Here is a 17,721-nt window from a genome sequence, read left to right as displayed (position 1 = left end):
GAATAAAACAAATCCCGCGCAAACGTTTGCGCAATATTCGTGACAATTGCCACAGTTATTGGTATAACGCTCACGAAATTTAGAAACCCAATTCAGGAGAACATCATGGAACTGTCAGCATTGACTGCTGTTTCACCAGTAGACGGCCGTTACGGAAGTAAGACGATTGCGTTACGCGAAATTTTCAGCGAGTACGGTCTACTAAAATACCGTACTATCGTAGAAATTCGTTGGCTACAGAAGCTAGCGGCTACTGCTGAAATTGCAGAAGTGCCAGCATTCAGCGCAGAAGCTAACCAATTCCTAGACGACCTTGCTGCTAACTTCTCTGAAGGAGATGCACGCCGTATTAAAGAAATCGAGCGTACAACTAACCACGACGTTAAAGCGGTTGAGTACTTCTTAAAAGAGAAAGTAGCAGACGTTCCTGAACTGCACGCTGTTAATGAGTTCTTCCACTTTGCATGTACTTCTGAAGACATCAATAACACCTCTCATGCGTTAATGCTAAAAGAAGCACGTGAGCAAGTGATTCTTCCAGAAATCCGTAACCTAATTGACGCTATCAAAGCACTCGCAGTTGAATACCGCGACATTCCTCTTCTATCTCGTACACACGGCCAGCCTGCTTCTCCATCTACAATGGGTAAAGAAATGGCAAACGTGGCGTACCGTATGGAGCGTCAATTCAAGCAAATCGAAAACGTTGAGATCCTAGCGAAAATCAACGGTGCAGTAGGTAACTACAACGCACACCTTTCTGCTTACCCAGAGCTAGATTGGCACAAGTTCTCTGAAGAATTCATTACAGAGTCTCTAGGCGTAACTTGGAACCCTTACACAACACAAATCGAGCCGCATGATTACATCGCTGAGCTGTTCGACGCTATCGCTCGTTTCAACACTATCCTGATTGACTTCGATCGTGACGTTTGGGGTTACATTGCATTAGGCCACTTTAAGCAAAAAACCATTGCTGGTGAGATCGGTTCTTCAACAATGCCGCACAAAGTTAACCCAATCGACTTTGAAAACTCTGAAGGTAACCTAGGTCTTGCGAACGCAGTATTCGGCCACCTAGCACAAAAGCTGCCTATCTCTCGTTGGCAACGTGACCTAACTGACTCAACGGTTCTACGTAACCTTGGTGTTGGTGTTGGCTACGCTATTATCGCTTACACTTCTACGCTTAAAGGCATCAGCAAGCTAGAAGTAAACCGTGAAGCGCTTCTTGCTGAACTAGATAAAAACTGGGAAGTACTAGCAGAGCCAGTACAAACAGTTATGCGTCGTTACGGCATCGAGAAGCCATATGAGAAGCTAAAAGAGCTAACTCGTGGTAAGCGTGTAGACGGCGAAGCAATGCGCAACTTCATCGACGGTCTTGAGCTCCCTGAGCACGAGAAAGCACGTCTGAAAGAGATGACGCCAGCGAACTACATTGGTCAAGCGGTTGAGCTGACAGATAAGCTGTAATCACACCTTGATGATCTGCAATTGAAAAGGTTGACGTGAAAGTGTCAACCTTTTTAGTTAGGAAGAAATAATTTCGGTTATTTGGTAGTAATGCAAGAGGATAAATCCCTCAACTATTATGGCTGTTTTTGGAAGAATAAGGTTATTGTCCCGACCTCTATACCAAACTTTTTAATTTTGGTGAGGTTGAAAACATGCTTCTCGTCCTGACGATAAAGCCAATCATCAAAAGCGACCGTTACTGTTGAGTCATCCATTTGCAACTCAAAGTCATACCGCCACTGCAACGCATTGCCTTGCTCAGCCCCTGTTGCTACACCAATAATATCCTCTGCTTTACCTTCATAGCGTCCATCTTCTAATTTGGTAATAACCCAAATTCGCTGGTCAACCTCTCCATCATCAAACACAAAGTCTTCCACCAGCGTCAACGTGTTACCTTCCACAGTACCCACGATGTCGACTTCAAAACGACGAGTTTGTTGTTCAGTGTAATCTTGGACCATCCCCCACGCCTTAGTTTCGCCTTCAAAATAGCCGAATAAATCAAAAGTCGGTGTAGATGATTGATAATTATCGATATCTGCTGAGCATGCTGAAAGTAAGGCCGCAGCGGCCAAGGCGACTGATTTTAAAATTCGTTTAAGCACTATCTAACCTGCCCTATTAATTGTTTTCGAAGTTTTGGGAACTCTGTATTAGGTGACAACCATATAGACAAAAACGCATCGTTCATTCGCTCATCTTGAACGAAGCCGACTGTCTTGATTTGTGCAATGCCAGCTTGTCGGTATAGAAGCTGACCAGTTTTACCATCGGTTAAGTAAGTAAGCTCATCCCCTTTTTTTATATCAGGGAACATACGGTTTAGTTCACTGATCCAACTTTTTCGATATGATTCAGTAAAACCAAGTTTTGCCCATTGCTCATCAGTTACATCAAGCAACTGCTGCTTGCTGATGTCTCTTTGATAGTTAATTTCCAATACCAGAGGGTGCGGTGATACATCGCCATTTACAATAAACTTTCCATCAGGTGCTCTTAGTCGAGACTGATATATATCGAAGATGAACCATGTGAGTTGTGCCTCACCGACGGTTTTCCACCCCTTCCAACTCGACATCTTATCTGCGTTTTCACTGTTTCCAACTGACTGAGCTTGTAGAGCAAAGGAGCCCATAACTACTAGAGAAGAAACTACCTTAATCAGCCTCTGGGTTAAATCTCTCTTCAAGCTTTTCATATCCGTATACCTTGAGTATCAAAAGCGTCATGGCAAACCATTCAGCAAATAGAATGACCAACGTAACGCTGGTATTAAATCCATATTCAACGACTTGGAGCTTGTAACCGGCGTAGTAACTGACGGTTCCTCCAACGCCACCTACAATTGATACGTAGATTTTTGGGAAACGGTACAAAACAGGCTTGAGCTGATAGGCATACCAAGAGAACAAAACCCAAAGGCACAACAACCAAATGGGTAGCCATTGTGTTGGAAAGACAAAAACAGAAAACTGTTGATTGAGCGTATCGAGCACTACACCCGCCAAAACGATACTCGCGATGTGCTTCAAGGCAGAAGCGTCCGTCCTCCAACAATAGACAAGAGTAAGAAATGTTAAGATCAGTGTTAGCCACTGCCATTGATAGGTCCCAAGCACTGCAGAGAACCAACAGAGCTGGAACCATGTAGAGGCAATCAGCAACTTCATAACGGTTTAAGGTCGCTGGAATGTCATGTGAACGGCACTGATACTTCGAGCTAAAAAGCCACCTTCACAATAACTCAGGTAGTAGCGCCACATGCGGACAAAGCGGTCGTCATAACCGAGAGAGCGTACGTGCTCTTCAGCTTGATTAAATCTAGAGTGCCACTCGCTCAAGGTTTTCGCATAGTCCAAGCCAATATCAAATAAGTCTCTCACCACCAAGTCACTGTTTTTGGTCGCAGCTTGAGTTAAAGATGTAACCGAAGGTAAAAAACCACCTGGAAAGATGTATTTCTGGATAAAGTCAACGTTGTTACTGTAGTAATCATAACGCTGGTCAGCGATAGTGATGGCTTGAATTGCCATTAAACCACCCGGCTTGAGTAATGATTGGCATTGCTTGATGTAGGAAGGCAAAAATTGTTTTCCAACCGCTTCGATCATTTCTATCGAGACTAGCTTATCGTAGTGACCCGAAAGGTCTCGATAGTCTTGTTTTAATAGAGTGATCTTGTCACCCAAATTTCGCTCTCTAATTTTTTGTTCAGCGTAAGCATGCTGCTCTTCAGAAATCGTCGTTGTCGTTACATGACAACCATATTGCTCTGCCATGTAAATGGCCATAGCCCCCCACCCTGTACCGATCTCAATCACTCGATCGGATGGTTGAAGATCAAGCTGCTGGCACAAACGATCCATTTTGTTGATTTGCGCTTGTTCCAAAGTGTCGTTGTGTTGCGCATATAAGGCCGATGAGTACAGCATGTTGTCGTCTAAAAATGACTCGTACAAATTGTTGCCCAAGTCGTAATGCGCATGAATGTTTTTACGAGAGTTCTCTTGAGAATTGCGGTTGGTCCAATGACTGAACTTGTACAGTATTTTAGTCAGCCAACTTCCTTTCTCTTCAAGTTTATCTAGCGCGCGCATATTGAGAGCCATAAGTTTCATTAACGAGGTTAGATCCGGGCTGTCCCACCAACCATCCATATAAGCCTCACCCGCTGCAATGCTGCCACCTTGCAAGATTCGCGAGTAAAAGCCAGGATGCTTTACCTCAATCGTCGCCACAACAGGCTGACCGCTGTATTCACCGTTGGGCGCATTAAAGCGCTCGCTTCTTTCTTTCGTTTCCGTCTTAAAGCTTTCAATAACAGTTAAGCAGCCGATTTCCATTTTTTGCAGACATTGAAAAATAACTCCGCGAGCCGCCTTTTGTGTTGTCGTCAATTTGCGCGGCAATGTCATAGAACTGGTATTTAACATGCAGAATTCTCCTTGTGCTTTTTATTTTTTTTGTCTGTTTTTTTAGTGTCGGCTTCTATTTCGTCGTGTGTTGAATATTTAGGATGAGAATAAAAAGGCGCGCCTTTCACCCAAAGTTTTAATGCGTGCCAATAAATACCAACCATTACTTTTACCGTCTGTATTGGCGTAACGATCAAACACTTCAATAGGCTTTTGCTCGAAAACACTTGAGCTTTCATTGTCATCGTCGCATCAAAGTGCTTTTCGCTTGTGTGGCATTCAAGATGAATCCTTAACTTGTCCGTCAGTGGTTTAATCTTCCAATGATACTGTTGGTCAATTGGATTAAACGGAGAAACATGAAAGGCTTTCTCTTGTTCCCATCCAAAGTTTTCATCGTTTTGCTCAGCAGCGACTGCGTAGTAATGACGCTCGTTCCAAGGTGTATTGCTGACTTCAGCTAAGAGGTATTTCCATTCCCCTTCTTTGTTATAAACGTAGTAGAAATTCACCGGACTAAAATAAAGTCCTAAATAGCGCAAATGACAAACAGCGATGACTTTGCCGGTACAACGAACACCTGTTAACTCTTCAATTTTGTCGTGTACGGCCACCTTTAAACAGCCCTCACCAACATAGTCACTGCGTTTAAAGCGTGCCCAATGCCACCAACGAGAGCCAAATCCCCAAACTTTTTCCTCTAGTTTTTTTAGCTCATCGACGTCAATAGCTGGCATAAACAATGAGTAGTTCAATTCATGTTTTATCGGCGTGAACCTGCGATGTCGAACGTTGCCAACAAACAACTGGCTGTTCATTTGGCTATCCATATCACGCAGCACCTTTTTCTAAGTTGACAGCCGTTTGAACGCGATATTTCTCTTCAAGCCCTTTCACTACGTCCAACGCACTGCGAACGCCATCCTCATGGAAACCGTTGTACCAATAAGCGCCGCAGAACCAAGTATTGTTCAGCCCTTGCACCTCTTCTTTACGTTGCTGTGCAGCGATAGAGTCGGTGGAGAAAACTGGATGGTGATAGGTAAACGTCCGTAATACTTTGCTCGGTTCGATCTGCTCAGTGCTATTTAGCGTGACACAGAATGTGTGCTCAGATTGAACATGTTGGAGAATATTCATGTTGTAAGTAAGCGAAGGGAGACGTTGCTGTTCGTCTTCACTGCCCTCCAGTAGGTAGTTCCACGAAGCCCACGCCGCTTTACGCTTTGGAAGTACACTCGTATCAGTGTGAAGCACCACTTCATTCGCTTGATAAGCCATATTACCCAGCACCTCTTGCTCGACTGGGCTAATGTCACCTAACATGTTCATCGCTTGATCACTGTGACAAGCAAAGATGACATCATCAAACCAGTGCATTTCACCGTTAACTTTTAAACCCACACCATTCTCACTACGGAGCACTTTTTCTACCGGACTATTGAGTCGAATTTTATCGATAAAACCTTGAGTCAAAGGTGGAATGTACTCACGAGAGCCACCTTTAATTACATACCATTGCGGTCTGTTAGTGACATCAAGCAATCCGTGATTTAAGAAAAAGCGAAGGAAAAACATCAGCGGAAATGCGCGCATGTCTGCTAGAGTCGAAGACCAAATTGCAGCGCCCATCGGCAAAATGTAGTTATCTGAAAAGAAAGTACTGAAGTTGTGCTCATCAAGAAACTCACCTAGCGTCTGAGAATGACTCGATTGTTTGCTAGCGACGCTTTTGGCAAGTTTGTTGAAACGAAGGATCTCGAAGATAAAACGATAGAACTTAGGATTTACCCAATTGCGCTTTTGAGCAAATAATGTCGACACGGTATGACCGTTATATTCCAAGCCATTGCCGTCGTTTCTTACGCTGAAGCTCATCTGGGTTGGCAATCCTTCGACACCAATCTCGTTCATCATTTTGATGAAATTAGGATAAGTGCGATCGTTGTAAACGATAAAGCCCGTATCAATCGCATATTCTTTACCATCGAGTTTTACATCCACCGTCGCGGTGTGCCCGCCAATGTAATCGTTAGCTTCAAATACGGTGACATCGTGCTCTTTATGTAGATAGTAACCACACGTAAGGCCAGAAATTCCGGTCCCCACAATCGCTATCTTCTTTCTTCCTGCTGTTTTCATTTTTATTCCTTCTTATGACACGAGTTTAGCAGTTAGGCGAGCTTGCCAACTGTATGGAAGTAACGAGATAAAACGTAAAATACTGGTAAACCTCGCGGGGAAATAGATGTGAGTCTTGTTGGCAGCCAACTGTTTTCTGATAGAGTTCGAGGCTTGCCGCGTAGAAATAATCATCGGCATTTCGAAGTCATTTTTGTCAGTTAACGGGGTTTCCACAAAGCCTGGGAACACGGTCACCACTTGAATGCCCTTCTTCTTCAAATCAACAGCTAATGTGCGAGCAAAGTAGCTCACAGCAGCCTTAGAAGCGCCGTAGGCTTCAGCCCTTGGCAACGCAACTTCTGAAGCAATAGAACCTACGATAACGATGCGATGCCCTTTATCTAAGTGTGGTTGGCAACCTTCTACGCAGTTGGCAACACCAACGACGTTTACATTCATCACACGCGCCATGAGTTTCGCGTCAACCACACCGTTGTCCATATACTCACAATCCCCTGCATTAAAAACCCAGGTACTCGGCGTGAAAGGCAAACTGGACAGCGCCTGCTGAGTTTGTTCATGGTTTGTCACGTCAAACTGCAATGTATGGATATTAGAAGAAGCAGCCCCCAATTCAGCAAGAACGTCTTTGTTTCGCCCACAAGCAATAACGCTCCAATCAGAGTTCGCGTAATCTAAAGCCAGTTGCTTCCCTATTCCGGAGGTAGCGCCAGTGATTAAGATAGTATTGTTCATTGTCCTAACCTCTGCTTGATAGTTTTTACGACTGAGCCAAGTAAAGGTAAGTTTTCGTAAAGCATTTCTCCGAGATCAAAGTAATCTCGGTGATAAATAACTTGGCCTTCGCTGAATTTAAGATGCGACACACCATTAACGAGAATAGGTGCACCTTTTTGAAGTTTGGGATGCTGAAGATCCATGGTCCACGTTAGGAAGCCAGTATCTCCGACTTGTTGATGTTCGTGGATAACAAAGTCACAGCTTATGACGTTGGCATATAATGATGTGAAGTAATCTGAAAGTGCAGGCCACCCCTCTAAACGATGAGCAGCATCTTCAAAGACGACATCTTGGTGATATACGTCTTTAAGCAGATGTAAGTTCGCTTTATTCAGCTTTTGATAGATATTGCCAACAGACTGTATGTCCATGTGTTTACTCCTACATGCCCATCAAGTTGTACAAAATTATTATATGTACAAGATAGTTCATTCGTTAAAAGTTGTACAAAAATTATTTTGTATAACTTTGTTTCTGTAGGTAGATACGTGATGAATCTCGCAAGCGATCAATCGATCAAAAAAAAGGCTTGGTCAAAACCAAGCCTTTTCAGGAAATTAACGATTACTTTCGTGTGCGCTGTCAGTTTTTTACAACTAGTATTGCTGACTACGTAACGCTGCAATACGTTTATCTAGCGGAGGGTGGCTCATCAGTAGCTCAGTCAATGACTGCTTGCCATTGATACCGAATGCCATCATTGTGCCATCAAGTTGAGATTCGTGACTCATCTTCAAACGTTCCAATGCCGCGATCATTTTCTCTTTACCAACTAAGTGAGCAGCACCTGCGTCGGCATGGAATTCGCGATGACGGCTGTACCACATGGTAATAAAGCTTGCCAAGAAACCAAACACTAGCTCAAGCACCATAGATACACCGAAGTAAACCATCATGTTTGTACCTTGACCTTCTTCATCATCGTTCGATGCCACAATATTGGCGATAAAACGGGATAGGAAGATAACAAACGTGTTCACAACGCCTTGCATCAATGTCATCGTGACCATGTCACCATTTGCAATATGGCTCACTTCGTGGGCCAGTACCGCTTCTGCTTCATCACGAGTCATATTGTGTAAAAGGCCAGTGGAAACCGCGACAAGAGAGTCATCTCGCTTTGCCCCCGTCGCGAATGCATTGATATCTGGTGAGTCATAAATAGCCACCGTTGGCATACCAATACCCGCTTGCTGAGCTTGACGACCCACAGTTTCGACTAACCAATGCTCAGTTTCGTTACGCGGACTTTCAATGACCATACCGCCAACCGAGCGCAGTGCCATGCCCTTTGACATCATCAACGAAATAAGTGCACCACCAAAACCAAATATGGCGGCCATAACTAGCAAACCAGAAAGACTGCCAGGTTGCATTCCAGTGGTAGCGTAAACAATATTCAGAACAACACTAAGCACTAGCACGACAGCTAGGTTAGTTGCTAGGAATAACATAATTCGCTTCATTACTTTTCTCCGAGGAAGCTTATCGTTTTTTTAAAACGGATTGTTATAAGGAACAGGTGGTAATCGCTGTAAAAGCCAATTCCGCTAAGTTTCATGCTCCATGCGTTATAGATATAGTCTATCCGCGATAAAAACAAGGTTAAGCAATAAATTGCAACATTTGTTTTCGAGACTGAAAGATTATGTTCAAGCGATTTCTAGGCACGTTCTGATAAAAGCCATTACCTCCATTCATATTCATTCCTTTCCGTAATGAAAAGTACTTTGAATCGCACCTCATCTATCAATGGATGACCTTGATGTTAAATCAATCACCTCTGGGCAACTTAGCTAGAAATATTTTACTAGACCAAAAACAGTATGTTAGCCCCGCTATAGACTTTGGTCTTATTGTGCGGCGACATGGACATGCTAGATTCAAGTGAGATGAACAAAACAGAGCCACTCTAAGTACATTAAAAAGGTACATTAGGTGAGCTCAAAACTTCCATGTATTGAGGGAAAAACCATGGTAGAAACTAACGATTATCAAATGGCTATTGATTTACTACGTTGTCATCTAGGCATCTCAGAGGATGAGGCGAAGCAACAACTTGGTATTTCAACCGATCATCATATGTCTCAGCGTGTTGCAGAAACTCAGCAAGCATTGATGGGGCTTAGCCAAGATAAGTAATCTGATGTTATAGACTACACCAATAAAAAAAGGGCTGCATTACGCAGCCCTTTGGTTTTTAGTATTTTAAACACAATCAGTCAGTATTTAGCAAAGGCTCGACATTAATGTACTTGCCTAGCTCTTTGCGCTTAGCACTTGGAATGTATGGGATTTCGCCAAGCTTAGGCGCACCAATACGCGCTTCAAGCATCTCGATAATATCAGCATAGTGCTCGGTGCCAGGGTTCACTCGGTTTGCCACCCAACCAACAAGATTCAAGCCATCCGCTTTAATACTCTCTGCCGTGAGTAAAGCATGGCTCAAACAACCTAATTTAATACCAACCACCAAGACCACGGGTAACTGCTCTGCTTGTACCCAAGTAGATAAACAGTCGGTATCTGACACAGGCACACGCCAACCACCAGCGCCCTCAACGAGAACGACATCAGCTTGCTGCTTGTGTTGAGCCAGCTTTTCACTGAGGAGTTCGTATTTTATTTCGACATGTTCATGTTTTGCCGCGATGTGAGGTGAAGCAGGCAATTCTAAAGCGTATGGATTCACATCATCATAACCAACATCGAGTGTCGCGGCCGCTTGTAAATGTAAGGCGTCAGAGTTACGCCATCCAGCTTCAGTCTTATCACTCCCTGCTGCCACTGGTTTATAACCAATAGTGTTTAGTCCTTTTGCTGCCAACGCTTGCAAAATGGCTTTAGACGCTACCGTTTTTCCTACATCAGTATCCGTACCAGCAATAAAAAAAGCATCAATCATAGATGTATTACTCCAAAACAAACCTGATAACTTGCAGGTAGAAGACCTTGATCATTTTTAAACGCTTGGTACTCATGCTCAACTTGCAACAAAGTCTCTCGACTGGTTAAACCATGTGAGCGCCCGCTTACGTGATTTGCACCTATACCTTTGAGGTCACGCATAACTGAAAATGCTGAGTCGTACCAAACTGTGATGGTGGTCAAGTCTAGTTGATGGTTGTCACATCGAGATTGCGCTAACGCAATTTTTACCTGATTGAGCGATAGAAAGTTATTGACGTGTTGATATGCATCAATTTTTTTCCATGATGCTCGCAACTCGCACAGTGACCCTTCAGCTAGTGTAGAAAAAGCCGCCTTCCCATTAGCTTTTAGTACACGACGAACTTCTCTCAGGGGATAACTTAAATCGGCACACCATTGCAAAGCCAAGCTAGAGAATACATAGTCGAAGCTTGTATCGTCGAAAGGCAAGTTTTCTGCATCGGCTAGCACATAATTCATTCGTTCATGGCCACAGCGCACCATAGCTTTGCTTAACATCTCTTGAGAGATGTCCACACAAAACACTTCAGCGCCACGCTCTTGAAGAAGTTGAGAAAAATAGCCCGTACCACATCCTAAATCCAAAACACGTTTATGAGTTAAGTCATTCGGAAGTTTGTCTAGTAAGCGATGGCCGACATCACGCTGGAAAGCGGCATGTTTGTCGTACGTGTTAGCTGCTTTACTAAAGGAAGCGGCGATCGCTTGTTTATTAGGCAGTAAGCAATCCAACTTCATCTGCTCTGCATTATCCATTACTGCGTTCCTAATGCTTGCTTCAATGCCATTGAAAGCGTTTTAACTTGTTCGTTAGTGTGATTAGCAGTGAGTGTGATTCGCAGACGAGACGTCCCTTTCGGAACTGTTGGAGGACGAATAGCAGTAACCCAAATACCGTTTTGGCGACAAGCACCTGCTACTCGCAAAGCCAAATCAGATTCACCAATCACAAACGGCTTAATCGAAGTTTGAGTCTCAACAAAGCCCTCAACGTCGCTGAGGCTATCTCGATACACTTCACTTAACTCTGTGAGCTTTTCACGTCGCCAAGACTGCTCTTGAACCATAGAAACTGCGTGCGTTAGCGCGTAGGCTTGTGCCGGAGGCATCGCCGTGGAATACACATGGTGACGAGCAAACTGAGTTAAAAAGTCCCCCGTTGCGTGGTCACATAAAATAGCCGCGCCAGACATACCAAACGCTTTGCCGAAAGTAACGATCAGTATCTCGGGTTTAACCGCTGCCAACTCGCAAGAACCACCACCAGATTGGCCAAGAACGCCGATACCGTGTGCATCATCGACGGCGAACCAAGCATCATGACTGCGAACTACTTCAGCTATATCAGCAAGTGGGGCACAATCACCGTCCATGCTGAATACCCCTTCAGTCACAACTAGATGGTTGTCTTCGCTATTAATCAGCGACTTCAGGTGTTCGATGTCATTGTGCTTGAAACGCTTCATCTTAGCTGGTGACAACATCCCCGCTTCCATTAGTGAGGCATGGTTCAAACGGTCTTGGATCAATACGTCTGATTTTTCTAACAAGGTGAACAACAAGGCTTGATTAGCACTGAATCCAGAGCCAAACAGAATTGCTCTGTCGTAGCCCAGCCATTCGGTCAGTGCGGCTTCTAAATTGCTGTGCGCGGCACTAAAACCAGTCACCATCGGTGATGCTCCACTGCCACTACCATATACGCTTAAACCTTGCTGCCAAGCACGAACAAGCGCTTGGTCATTAGCCAAGCCTAAATAATCATTACTTGAGAAGTTGATGTAGCGTCTGCCTTCGTGTTCCAAAACGGACTGGTTACCGGCAAACACCACATTCATAGAACGATTCAACCCTTGCGTCTTACGCTCAGCAAGGGCGGACTCGATACGAGATTTAAACGCTGGCATCGTAGAAAAGGTCGTCTTTTGTCGGACGAGCAGCAACGCGCTCTACGACGCGATCGAGTAACTCGTTTTCTTCGATTTCATCAGGTTTTTGAGACACCTCTTGGCTGTTAATACCGAGCTTGTTGAACAGCATCATGTCTTTGTCTTCTGAAGGGTTTGGCGTGGTCAGAAGCTTGCAACCATAGAAGACGGAGTTTGCACCCGCCATAAAACACAGCGCTTGCATTTGTTCGTTCATGTTTTCACGGCCAGCGGACAAACGAACGGCTGATTGAGGCATCATGATTCGTGCTATTGCAATCAGACGAATAAAGTCGAACGGCTCAACGTCGTCCACTTCTTCTAATGGTGTACCCTTCACCTTAACCAGCATGTTGATTGGCACGCTTTCAGGGTGTACCGGCAAGTTAGCCAGTTCAACCAACAAACCAGCTCGGTCATTGGCACTCTCACCCATGCCGATTATGCCACCGGAACAAATCTTCATGCCAGCATCACGAACGTGAGACAAAGTGTCTAAACGGTCTTGGTAAGTCCGTGTGGTAATGATATTGCCGTAAAACTCAGGTGAGGTATCTAGGTTATGGTTGTAGTAATCCAGACCAGCGGTTGCCAATTGCTTTGCTTGATCTGGCGTCAACATGCCCAATGTCATACACGTTTCTAAACCCATGCCCTTCACGCCTTTGATCATGTCGGTCAAATGCGGCATGTCACGCTCTTTCGGGTTTTTCCATGCTGCACCCATACAGAATCGAGTAGAACCAGCATTTTTGGCTTTTTGCGCAGCATCGAGTACGCGTTCTACTTCCATCAGACGCTCTTTCTCGATGTCTGTGGTGTAACGAGCACTCTGAGGACAGTACTTACAATCTTCTGGACAAGCACCTGTCTTAATCGACAGAAGCGTGCTTACTTGAACATGGTTGGTTTGTTGATATTGACGATGTACAAGCTGCGCTTCGAATAGGAGATCCATGAATGGTTTTTCCATGAGATCGCGCACTTCAGCATGCGTCCAGTTATGACGAACTTCCACGTGTATTCCTTTAGTCACTTTTGTTGTTGTGTTGACAGTCTACTGAGTCTCGATAAACTGTCAACACAACACAAAGCAACAAAGTTTACACCTGTTTATTTTTTAATCTTAATTATTATTGGAATCGCACATGGATCTCGCCTTCGACCGCCAGCATATCTGGCATCCTTACACTTCGACATTAACACCTCTGACCTGCTACCCAGTAGAATCAGCAAGTGGTGTTCACATTAAATTGGAAGACGGTACTGAGCTTGTCGATGGCATGTCTTCTTGGTGGTCGACAATCCACGGCTATAATCATCCGCACTTAAATCAAGCGGCTCACCAGCAAATCGATCAGGTCTCTCATGTGATGTTTGGCGGGATTACCCATCAGCCAGCAATCAATTTGTGTAAGAAGTTGCTGTCCTTAGCACCAAGTAATCTTGAACATGTATTCCTTGCCGATTCAGGCTCCGTTTCCGTAGAAGTCAGCTTAAAAATGGCACTGCAATATTGGCATGCAAAAGGCGAACGCCGACCGAAGTTTCTTACTTTGCGACACGGTTATCACGGCGACACTTTTGCGGCCATGTCGGTTACCGATCCTGATAACTCAATGCACTCTCTCTACAAAGGCTTTTTGCCTGAGCATATCTTTGCGGAGTCACCAACTTGTGGCTTTTGGGATGAGTGGAAATCTGAAGATCTTGCTGACTTTGAGCACAAGATTGAAACACATCATCAAGAACTCGCTGCGGTGATCCTAGAGCCTATCGTTCAAGGCGCAGGTGGCATGCGTATCTATCATCCAGAATTTCTCAAAGGCGTGCGTAGGCTTTGCGACAAATACGGCTTGTTATTGATTGCAGATGAAATCGCAACCGGATTTGGGCGTACCGGTAAACTGTTTGCTTGCGAACACGCAGATATCCAGCCAGACATTTTGTGTGTTGGGAAAGCACTCACTGGCGGCTACATGACGCTCTCTGCGACCCTAGCGAGCAAACACGTCGCGGATACTGTTTGTGGTGGTGATGCTGGTTGTTTCATGCATGGTCCAACCTTTATGGGTAACCCGCTCGCCTGCGCCGTTGCCACCGCAAGTTTAGAATTGATAGAACAAGGCAACTGGCAGCAGCAAACCCAGCAAATTGAAACGCTGTTTTCTGAACTACTGCCAAAACTTGAAAAATACGACTTGGTGAAAAACACTCGTTGGTTAGGTGCCATTGGCGTTGTGGAAACGCATCGTCCAGTGAATATGGAAACCATCCAAGCCTTGTTTGTTGAACACGGAGTTTGGATTCGCCCATTTGGCAAGCTGATTTATATGATGCCACCGTTTATCAGCAAACCAGACGAAATTGAGAAGCTAGTGAATGCGATTGATGCTGCTTTGCAACGTAACGACTGCTTCGCTTCATAGTTCAACTCAACACGAAAACGGTTTGAGTATGAGACTCAAACCGTCTCTTTATTTACGAGAAAAGCAAAGCTATCGAAGTTGACTGTCTTTACTCGCTCGTCGATGATATGTTGAATTTGTTGGCTGACGCTATCGTCGTTTGCCCACCCTACGGCCACAAGCCCTCCTCGTTACTTGAATGAGAAAAATCTACTTACCGTGTTAAGGTGGATGACTATATCGCCTACAAATAACAAGATAATTAGGGTAAATTCGAAAACACTATTACGATTTGGTAATAATCACTCTGTAATCGATTATTCGGCACTCTCATGGAAAAGCAATGCAAGGTTACTCATACTCCCTTCCTCACATTCAAAATACTGCGTTTGCTCAGGCTCTCTCAAAGTAACACTGAGTATCTTCTCTGCCTCATTAAACTCCTCACTAAAGTACTCACTGACTAATATGACGCGCTCACCAATACTAAATTCCAAAGACTTCTCATCTACCAACGCTCGATGATAATGTTCAACACGATAATCTTGAGGTTTTATCCGCTGTAAAACAGAGCTTTGATTCTCAATGGACTCATTAAAGATAATCCCACCTTTGCCTTGCTCTATAAAAATACTAAAGTTCATAGTTTGGTTCACTGAGCATTCAAAGACTTTTCTGGGCGAGGTGTTAGCAACAGCAAACATGCTCATCATCGCAACACTTAAACCCAAAGTGACCGCCAATCGTTTCATTACCATTCAGCCAACACTGTAAATAGCGCTTGTTCAGACATACGGGTTAATACATATCCGTGTGAAGATGAATACGAGCCACTGAGTACACTATTCTCTTTCTCAATGACGATATCCTCGATGCCGTCAGCGTTGTAATCACCTTTTGCGGTAACGGTAATAACCTGAAAGCCATCAGTCGAATCGTAATACTCTGCTCTGACTTCACTGATGACCTGAGTTCTTTGGATATGGTCTGCTTCATCCCACGTTGATAGTGTCTTTGCTTTCTCTGCACTTTCGTCAGAAATAACAAAAGCAAGTGCACTTGGAGCGAAATTAGGAAAGGTATCGTCTAACTTAAAGTCTGATATAAATGAACGCTTAGAGGCAGCTAACTTTTCCATCTCACTCCATGTTTGGCACTGAGTTAAATATGCTTTAAACGCGCCGTATTCATAGGCTTTTGCCGCAGTAAAGCCCGTAGAGTTTGCCGTAGCTAAGTCTTGGCAATTAGATACTAGTTTTTCTTCATCAGATGCACGTTTCAATTCAAGTTCATAGCCCCAATCGAGTGAGTTACGAAGTTGCATATTTTCTTTGGAAGGTTGCGCTATTTCGCGCGCAAAAAAGCGGTTGGTTCGCTCACTATCTAAGTATTGAGGCTGGATAAGTTTACTTGCGATAACACTCTCACTAACGAGTAAGGTAAACGAAAAAGTTACGAGAAATGAAAGATGATTTACTGGCATAACGTTTAACAACAAGGGCAAATGATGCCATTAGCTTGTCACGTGAAAAACCGTTTAGAAAAATATCATTTGTCTCGTACTGCCAGATTCTGGGCGAGCTCTTCACTATTGCGTGTGCTAATTACATAACAACGTATTTTCACTCGACGCAGATAACAAAAAACCCAGCACTATGGCTGGGTTTTGGTGTTCTAGTGGCTAATGCACTAACCGATGTGCGTTGCGCCGCCCATGTACTTCTGAAGTACTGTAGGGATTGCAATGCGACCGTCTGCTTCTTGGTTGTTTTCTAGGATAGCGACCATGGTACGACCTACAGCTAGACCAGAACCGTTTAGCGTGTGTACAAGCTCAGGTTTCTTCTCGCCTTTACGACGGAAACGCGCTTGCATACGACGAGCTTGGAAGTCCCACATGTTAGAACATGAAGAGATTTCACGGTAAGTTTCTTGAGCAGGAACCCAAACTTCTAGGTCGTAAGTTTTACGAGCGCCGAAGCCCATGTCGCCAGTACATAGAACGACTTTACGGTAAGGAAGTTCAAGAAGTTGTAGAACTTTCTCAGCGTGACCTGTTAGCTCTTCTAGCGCATTCATTGAATCTTCTGGCTTAGTGATTTGTACTAGCTCAACTTTGTCGAACTGGTGCATACGAATCAGACCACGAGTATCACGACCGTATGAACCCGCTTCTGAACGGAAACACGGCGTGTGAGCTGTCATCTTAATTGGTAGATCCGCTTCGTCAGAAATCGTGTCACGAACTAGGTTCGTTACTGGTACTTCTGCCGTAGGAATTAGCGACAGTTTACGTGGTTCTTCGTCGTTTACTTTTTCCGCTAGAGGCTCTGTGTGGAAAAGGTCTTTACCGAACTTAGGAAGCTGACCAGTACCGAATAGGCTATCAGAGTTCACTAGGTAAGGTACGTACATTTCAGTGTAGCCGTGTTCTTCTGTGTGAAGATCTAGCATGAACTGAGCAATTGCACGGTGTAGACGAGCAAATTGGCCTTTCATCACGATGAAACGTGCGCCAGTGATCTTAACTGCACTTGCGAAGTCTAGACCGCCACCCATTTCGCCTAGGTCAACGTGGTCTTTCAAATCGAAGTCGTAAGTCTTAGGCTCACCCCAACGAGAGATTTCAACGTTGTCGTTTTCGTCTTTGCCATCTGGCACTTCATCTGCTGGGATATTTGGTACAGAAAGCGTGAATTCGTCTAGTTGAGCCATTACTTGCTCAAGTTCAACTTTCTTCGCGTCAAGATCGCTACCTAGAGTACCGATTTGTTTCTTGATATCTTCTGCGCCTTCTTTGTCGCCAGCCGCCATTTTTTGGCCGATTTGTTTGGAGATGGAGTTACGCGTGGATTGTAAATTTTCTACTTCTACTTGAATGGACTTACGTTGTTCTTCAAGTTTACGAATAGTCTCTACGTCTAGCTTAAAGCCACGACGCGCCAGTTTAGCAGCTGTTTCATCCAGCTCTGTACGAAGTAATTTAGAATCCAGCATTGTTAATCCTATGCTTTTTGTTGTGAAATCACGCGCACTTTCCAAGCGTACGCGTTAAAAAAATTTACTGAACAA

The 17,721-nt window shown here is 44.3% G+C and carries 19 protein-coding genes; 3 read left to right on the top strand and 16 right to left on the bottom strand.

Annotation, left to right across the window (positions count from 1 at the left end):
* Positions 1-105: 105 nt before the first annotated feature.
* The gene (gene purB, locus J8Z23_RS05585; RefSeq protein WP_343429345.1) at positions 106-1,476 is read left to right on the top strand and encodes an adenylosuccinate lyase; all 1,371 of its coding nucleotides are present in this window, start codon (positions 106-108) and stop codon (positions 1,474-1,476) included.
* Positions 1,477-1,592: 116 nt separating this feature from the next.
* Here purB and J8Z23_RS05580 read toward each other — a convergent pair whose 3' ends face one another.
* From J8Z23_RS05580 to htpX, 9 genes are all read right to left on the bottom strand, one after another.
* Complete coding sequence (locus tag J8Z23_RS05580; protein ID WP_373275597.1) at positions 1,593-2,126, bottom strand: DUF3833 domain-containing protein; 534 nt, start codon at positions 2,124-2,126, stop codon at positions 1,593-1,595.
* On the bottom strand, positions 2,126-2,719 hold the full coding sequence (locus tag J8Z23_RS05575; protein ID WP_434635208.1) for a chalcone isomerase family protein: 594 nt from the start codon (positions 2,717-2,719) through the stop codon (positions 2,126-2,128). The genes J8Z23_RS05580 and J8Z23_RS05575 overlap by 1 nt, the downstream gene beginning before the upstream one ends.
* Positions 2,679-3,191 carry a DUF2878 domain-containing protein gene (locus tag J8Z23_RS05570; protein WP_041852975.1) on the bottom strand — a complete coding sequence of 171 codons (513 nt, stop codon included), beginning with the start codon at positions 3,189-3,191 and terminating at the stop codon, positions 2,679-2,681. The genes J8Z23_RS05575 and J8Z23_RS05570 overlap by 41 nt, the downstream gene beginning before the upstream one ends.
* Before the next feature lie 6 nt (positions 3,192-3,197).
* Positions 3,198-4,454 carry an SAM-dependent methyltransferase gene (locus J8Z23_RS05565; protein ID WP_047008586.1) on the bottom strand — a complete coding sequence of 419 codons (1,257 nt, stop codon included), beginning with the start codon at positions 4,452-4,454 and terminating at the stop codon, positions 3,198-3,200.
* Positions 4,448-5,266, bottom strand: coding sequence for a DUF1365 domain-containing protein (locus J8Z23_RS05560; RefSeq protein ID WP_046874767.1), 819 nt, complete (start codon positions 5,264-5,266; stop codon positions 4,448-4,450). Before J8Z23_RS05560 ends, J8Z23_RS05565 begins: the two co-directional genes overlap by 7 nt.
* Position 5,267: 1 nt before the next feature.
* Positions 5,268-6,578, bottom strand: coding sequence for an NAD(P)/FAD-dependent oxidoreductase (locus tag J8Z23_RS05555; RefSeq protein WP_434635207.1), 1,311 nt, complete (start codon positions 6,576-6,578; stop codon positions 5,268-5,270).
* Between the two features lie 12 nt (positions 6,579-6,590).
* Complete coding sequence (locus J8Z23_RS05550) at positions 6,591-7,316, bottom strand: SDR family oxidoreductase (RefSeq protein WP_006743053.1); 726 nt, start codon at positions 7,314-7,316, stop codon at positions 6,591-6,593.
* Positions 7,313-7,732, bottom strand: a complete 420-nt coding sequence (locus J8Z23_RS05545) for a nuclear transport factor 2 family protein (RefSeq protein ID WP_005390833.1) — start codon at positions 7,730-7,732, stop codon at positions 7,313-7,315. Before J8Z23_RS05545 ends, J8Z23_RS05550 begins: the two co-directional genes overlap by 4 nt.
* A 225-nt stretch (positions 7,733-7,957) precedes the next feature.
* On the bottom strand, positions 7,958-8,827 hold the full coding sequence (gene htpX, locus J8Z23_RS05540) for a protease HtpX (protein ID WP_005390832.1): 870 nt from the start codon (positions 8,825-8,827) through the stop codon (positions 7,958-7,960).
* Positions 8,828-9,299: 472 nt separating this feature from the next.
* On the opposite strand from htpX, the gene J8Z23_RS05535 reads away from it, so the two are divergent.
* Complete coding sequence (locus J8Z23_RS05535) at positions 9,300-9,503, top strand: hypothetical protein (protein WP_162860661.1); 204 nt, start codon at positions 9,300-9,302, stop codon at positions 9,501-9,503.
* Positions 9,504-9,579: 76 nt separating this feature from the next.
* On the opposite strand, the gene bioD is transcribed toward J8Z23_RS05535, so the two are convergent.
* From bioD to bioB, 4 genes are read right to left on the bottom strand one after another with little or no spacing between them, the layout of a single operon-like run.
* The gene (bioD, locus tag J8Z23_RS05530) at positions 9,580-10,266 is read right to left on the bottom strand and encodes a dethiobiotin synthase (RefSeq protein ID WP_434635206.1); all 687 of its coding nucleotides are present in this window, start codon (positions 10,264-10,266) and stop codon (positions 9,580-9,582) included.
* Complete coding sequence (gene bioC / locus J8Z23_RS05525) at positions 10,263-11,069, bottom strand: malonyl-ACP O-methyltransferase BioC (RefSeq protein WP_046874764.1); 807 nt, start codon at positions 11,067-11,069, stop codon at positions 10,263-10,265. The genes bioD and bioC overlap by 4 nt, the downstream gene beginning before the upstream one ends.
* Positions 11,069-12,220: an 8-amino-7-oxononanoate synthase gene (bioF, locus tag J8Z23_RS05520; RefSeq protein WP_375222976.1), complete on the bottom strand. Its 1,152-nt coding sequence runs from the start codon at positions 12,218-12,220 to the stop codon at positions 11,069-11,071. Before bioF ends, bioC begins: the two co-directional genes overlap by 1 nt.
* On the bottom strand, positions 12,207-13,259 hold the full coding sequence (gene bioB, locus J8Z23_RS05515; protein WP_005378222.1) for a biotin synthase BioB: 1,053 nt from the start codon (positions 13,257-13,259) through the stop codon (positions 12,207-12,209). The genes bioF and bioB overlap by 14 nt, the downstream gene beginning before the upstream one ends.
* Positions 13,260-13,389: 130 nt before the next feature.
* Here bioB and bioA point away from each other — a divergent pair, with 130 nt between their 5' ends.
* Positions 13,390-14,670 carry an adenosylmethionine--8-amino-7-oxononanoate transaminase gene (gene bioA, locus J8Z23_RS05510; RefSeq protein ID WP_243327147.1) on the top strand — a complete coding sequence of 427 codons (1,281 nt, stop codon included), beginning with the start codon at positions 13,390-13,392 and terminating at the stop codon, positions 14,668-14,670.
* A 296-nt stretch (positions 14,671-14,966) separates the two neighbouring features.
* Here the strand turns inward: bioA and J8Z23_RS05505 are convergent, their stop codons facing one another.
* From J8Z23_RS05505 to serS, 3 genes are all read right to left on the bottom strand, one after another.
* Positions 14,967-15,407: a hypothetical protein gene (locus tag J8Z23_RS05505; protein WP_256955038.1), complete on the bottom strand. Its 441-nt coding sequence runs from the start codon at positions 15,405-15,407 to the stop codon at positions 14,967-14,969.
* Complete coding sequence (locus tag J8Z23_RS05500) at positions 15,401-15,973, bottom strand: ATPase (protein WP_434635205.1); 573 nt, start codon at positions 15,971-15,973, stop codon at positions 15,401-15,403. Before J8Z23_RS05500 ends, J8Z23_RS05505 begins: the two co-directional genes overlap by 7 nt.
* 365 nt (positions 15,974-16,338) lie before the next feature.
* Positions 16,339-17,646: a serine--tRNA ligase gene (gene serS, locus J8Z23_RS05495; protein ID WP_301657928.1), complete on the bottom strand. Its 1,308-nt coding sequence runs from the start codon at positions 17,644-17,646 to the stop codon at positions 16,339-16,341.
* Positions 17,647-17,721 lie beyond the last annotated feature (75 nt).

This window comes from Vibrio sp. SCSIO 43086 (assembly GCF_051132235.1).
Classification (GTDB): domain Bacteria; phylum Pseudomonadota; class Gammaproteobacteria; order Enterobacterales; family Vibrionaceae; genus Vibrio; species Vibrio diabolicus.
This window is presented reverse-complemented; position numbering and strand designations above follow the sequence as displayed.

Coding starts and splice junctions, on each gene's coding strand:
- J8Z23_RS05560 (WP_046874767.1), bottom strand. CDS start 5,266: ATGGATAGCCAAATGAACAGCCAGTTGTTTGTTGGCAACGTTCGACAT.
- bioC (WP_046874764.1), bottom strand. CDS start 11,069: ATGGATAATGCAGAGCAGATGAAGTTGGATTGCTTACTGCCTAATAAA.
- J8Z23_RS05575 (WP_434635208.1), bottom strand. CDS start 2,719: ATGAAAAGCTTGAAGAGAGATTTAACCCAGAGGCTGATTAAGGTAGTT.
- htpX (WP_005390832.1), bottom strand. CDS start 8,827: ATGAAGCGAATTATGTTATTCCTAGCAACTAACCTAGCTGTCGTGCTA.
- bioA (WP_243327147.1), top strand. CDS start 13,390: ATGGATCTCGCCTTCGACCGCCAGCATATCTGGCATCCTTACACTTCG.
- J8Z23_RS05565 (WP_047008586.1), bottom strand. CDS start 4,454: ATGTTAAATACCAGTTCTATGACATTGCCGCGCAAATTGACGACAACA.
- bioF (WP_375222976.1), bottom strand. CDS start 12,220: ATGCCAGCGTTTAAATCTCGTATCGAGTCCGCCCTTGCTGAGCGTAAG.
- J8Z23_RS05570 (WP_041852975.1), bottom strand. CDS start 3,191: ATGAAGTTGCTGATTGCCTCTACATGGTTCCAGCTCTGTTGGTTCTCT.
- J8Z23_RS05555 (WP_434635207.1), bottom strand. CDS start 6,578: ATGAAAACAGCAGGAAGAAAGAAGATAGCGATTGTGGGGACCGGAATT.
- bioD (WP_434635206.1), bottom strand. CDS start 10,266: ATGATTGATGCTTTTTTTATTGCTGGTACGGATACTGATGTAGGAAAA.
- purB (WP_343429345.1), top strand. CDS start 106: ATGGAACTGTCAGCATTGACTGCTGTTTCACCAGTAGACGGCCGTTAC.
- serS (WP_301657928.1), bottom strand. CDS start 17,646: ATGCTGGATTCTAAATTACTTCGTACAGAGCTGGATGAAACAGCTGCT.
- J8Z23_RS05545 (WP_005390833.1), bottom strand. CDS start 7,732: ATGGACATACAGTCTGTTGGCAATATCTATCAAAAGCTGAATAAAGCG.
- J8Z23_RS05505 (WP_256955038.1), bottom strand. CDS start 15,407: ATGGTAATGAAACGATTGGCGGTCACTTTGGGTTTAAGTGTTGCGATG.
- J8Z23_RS05550 (WP_006743053.1), bottom strand. CDS start 7,316: ATGAACAATACTATCTTAATCACTGGCGCTACCTCCGGAATAGGGAAG.
- J8Z23_RS05500 (WP_434635205.1), bottom strand. CDS start 15,973: ATGCAACTTCGTAACTCACTCGATTGGGGCTATGAACTTGAATTGAAA.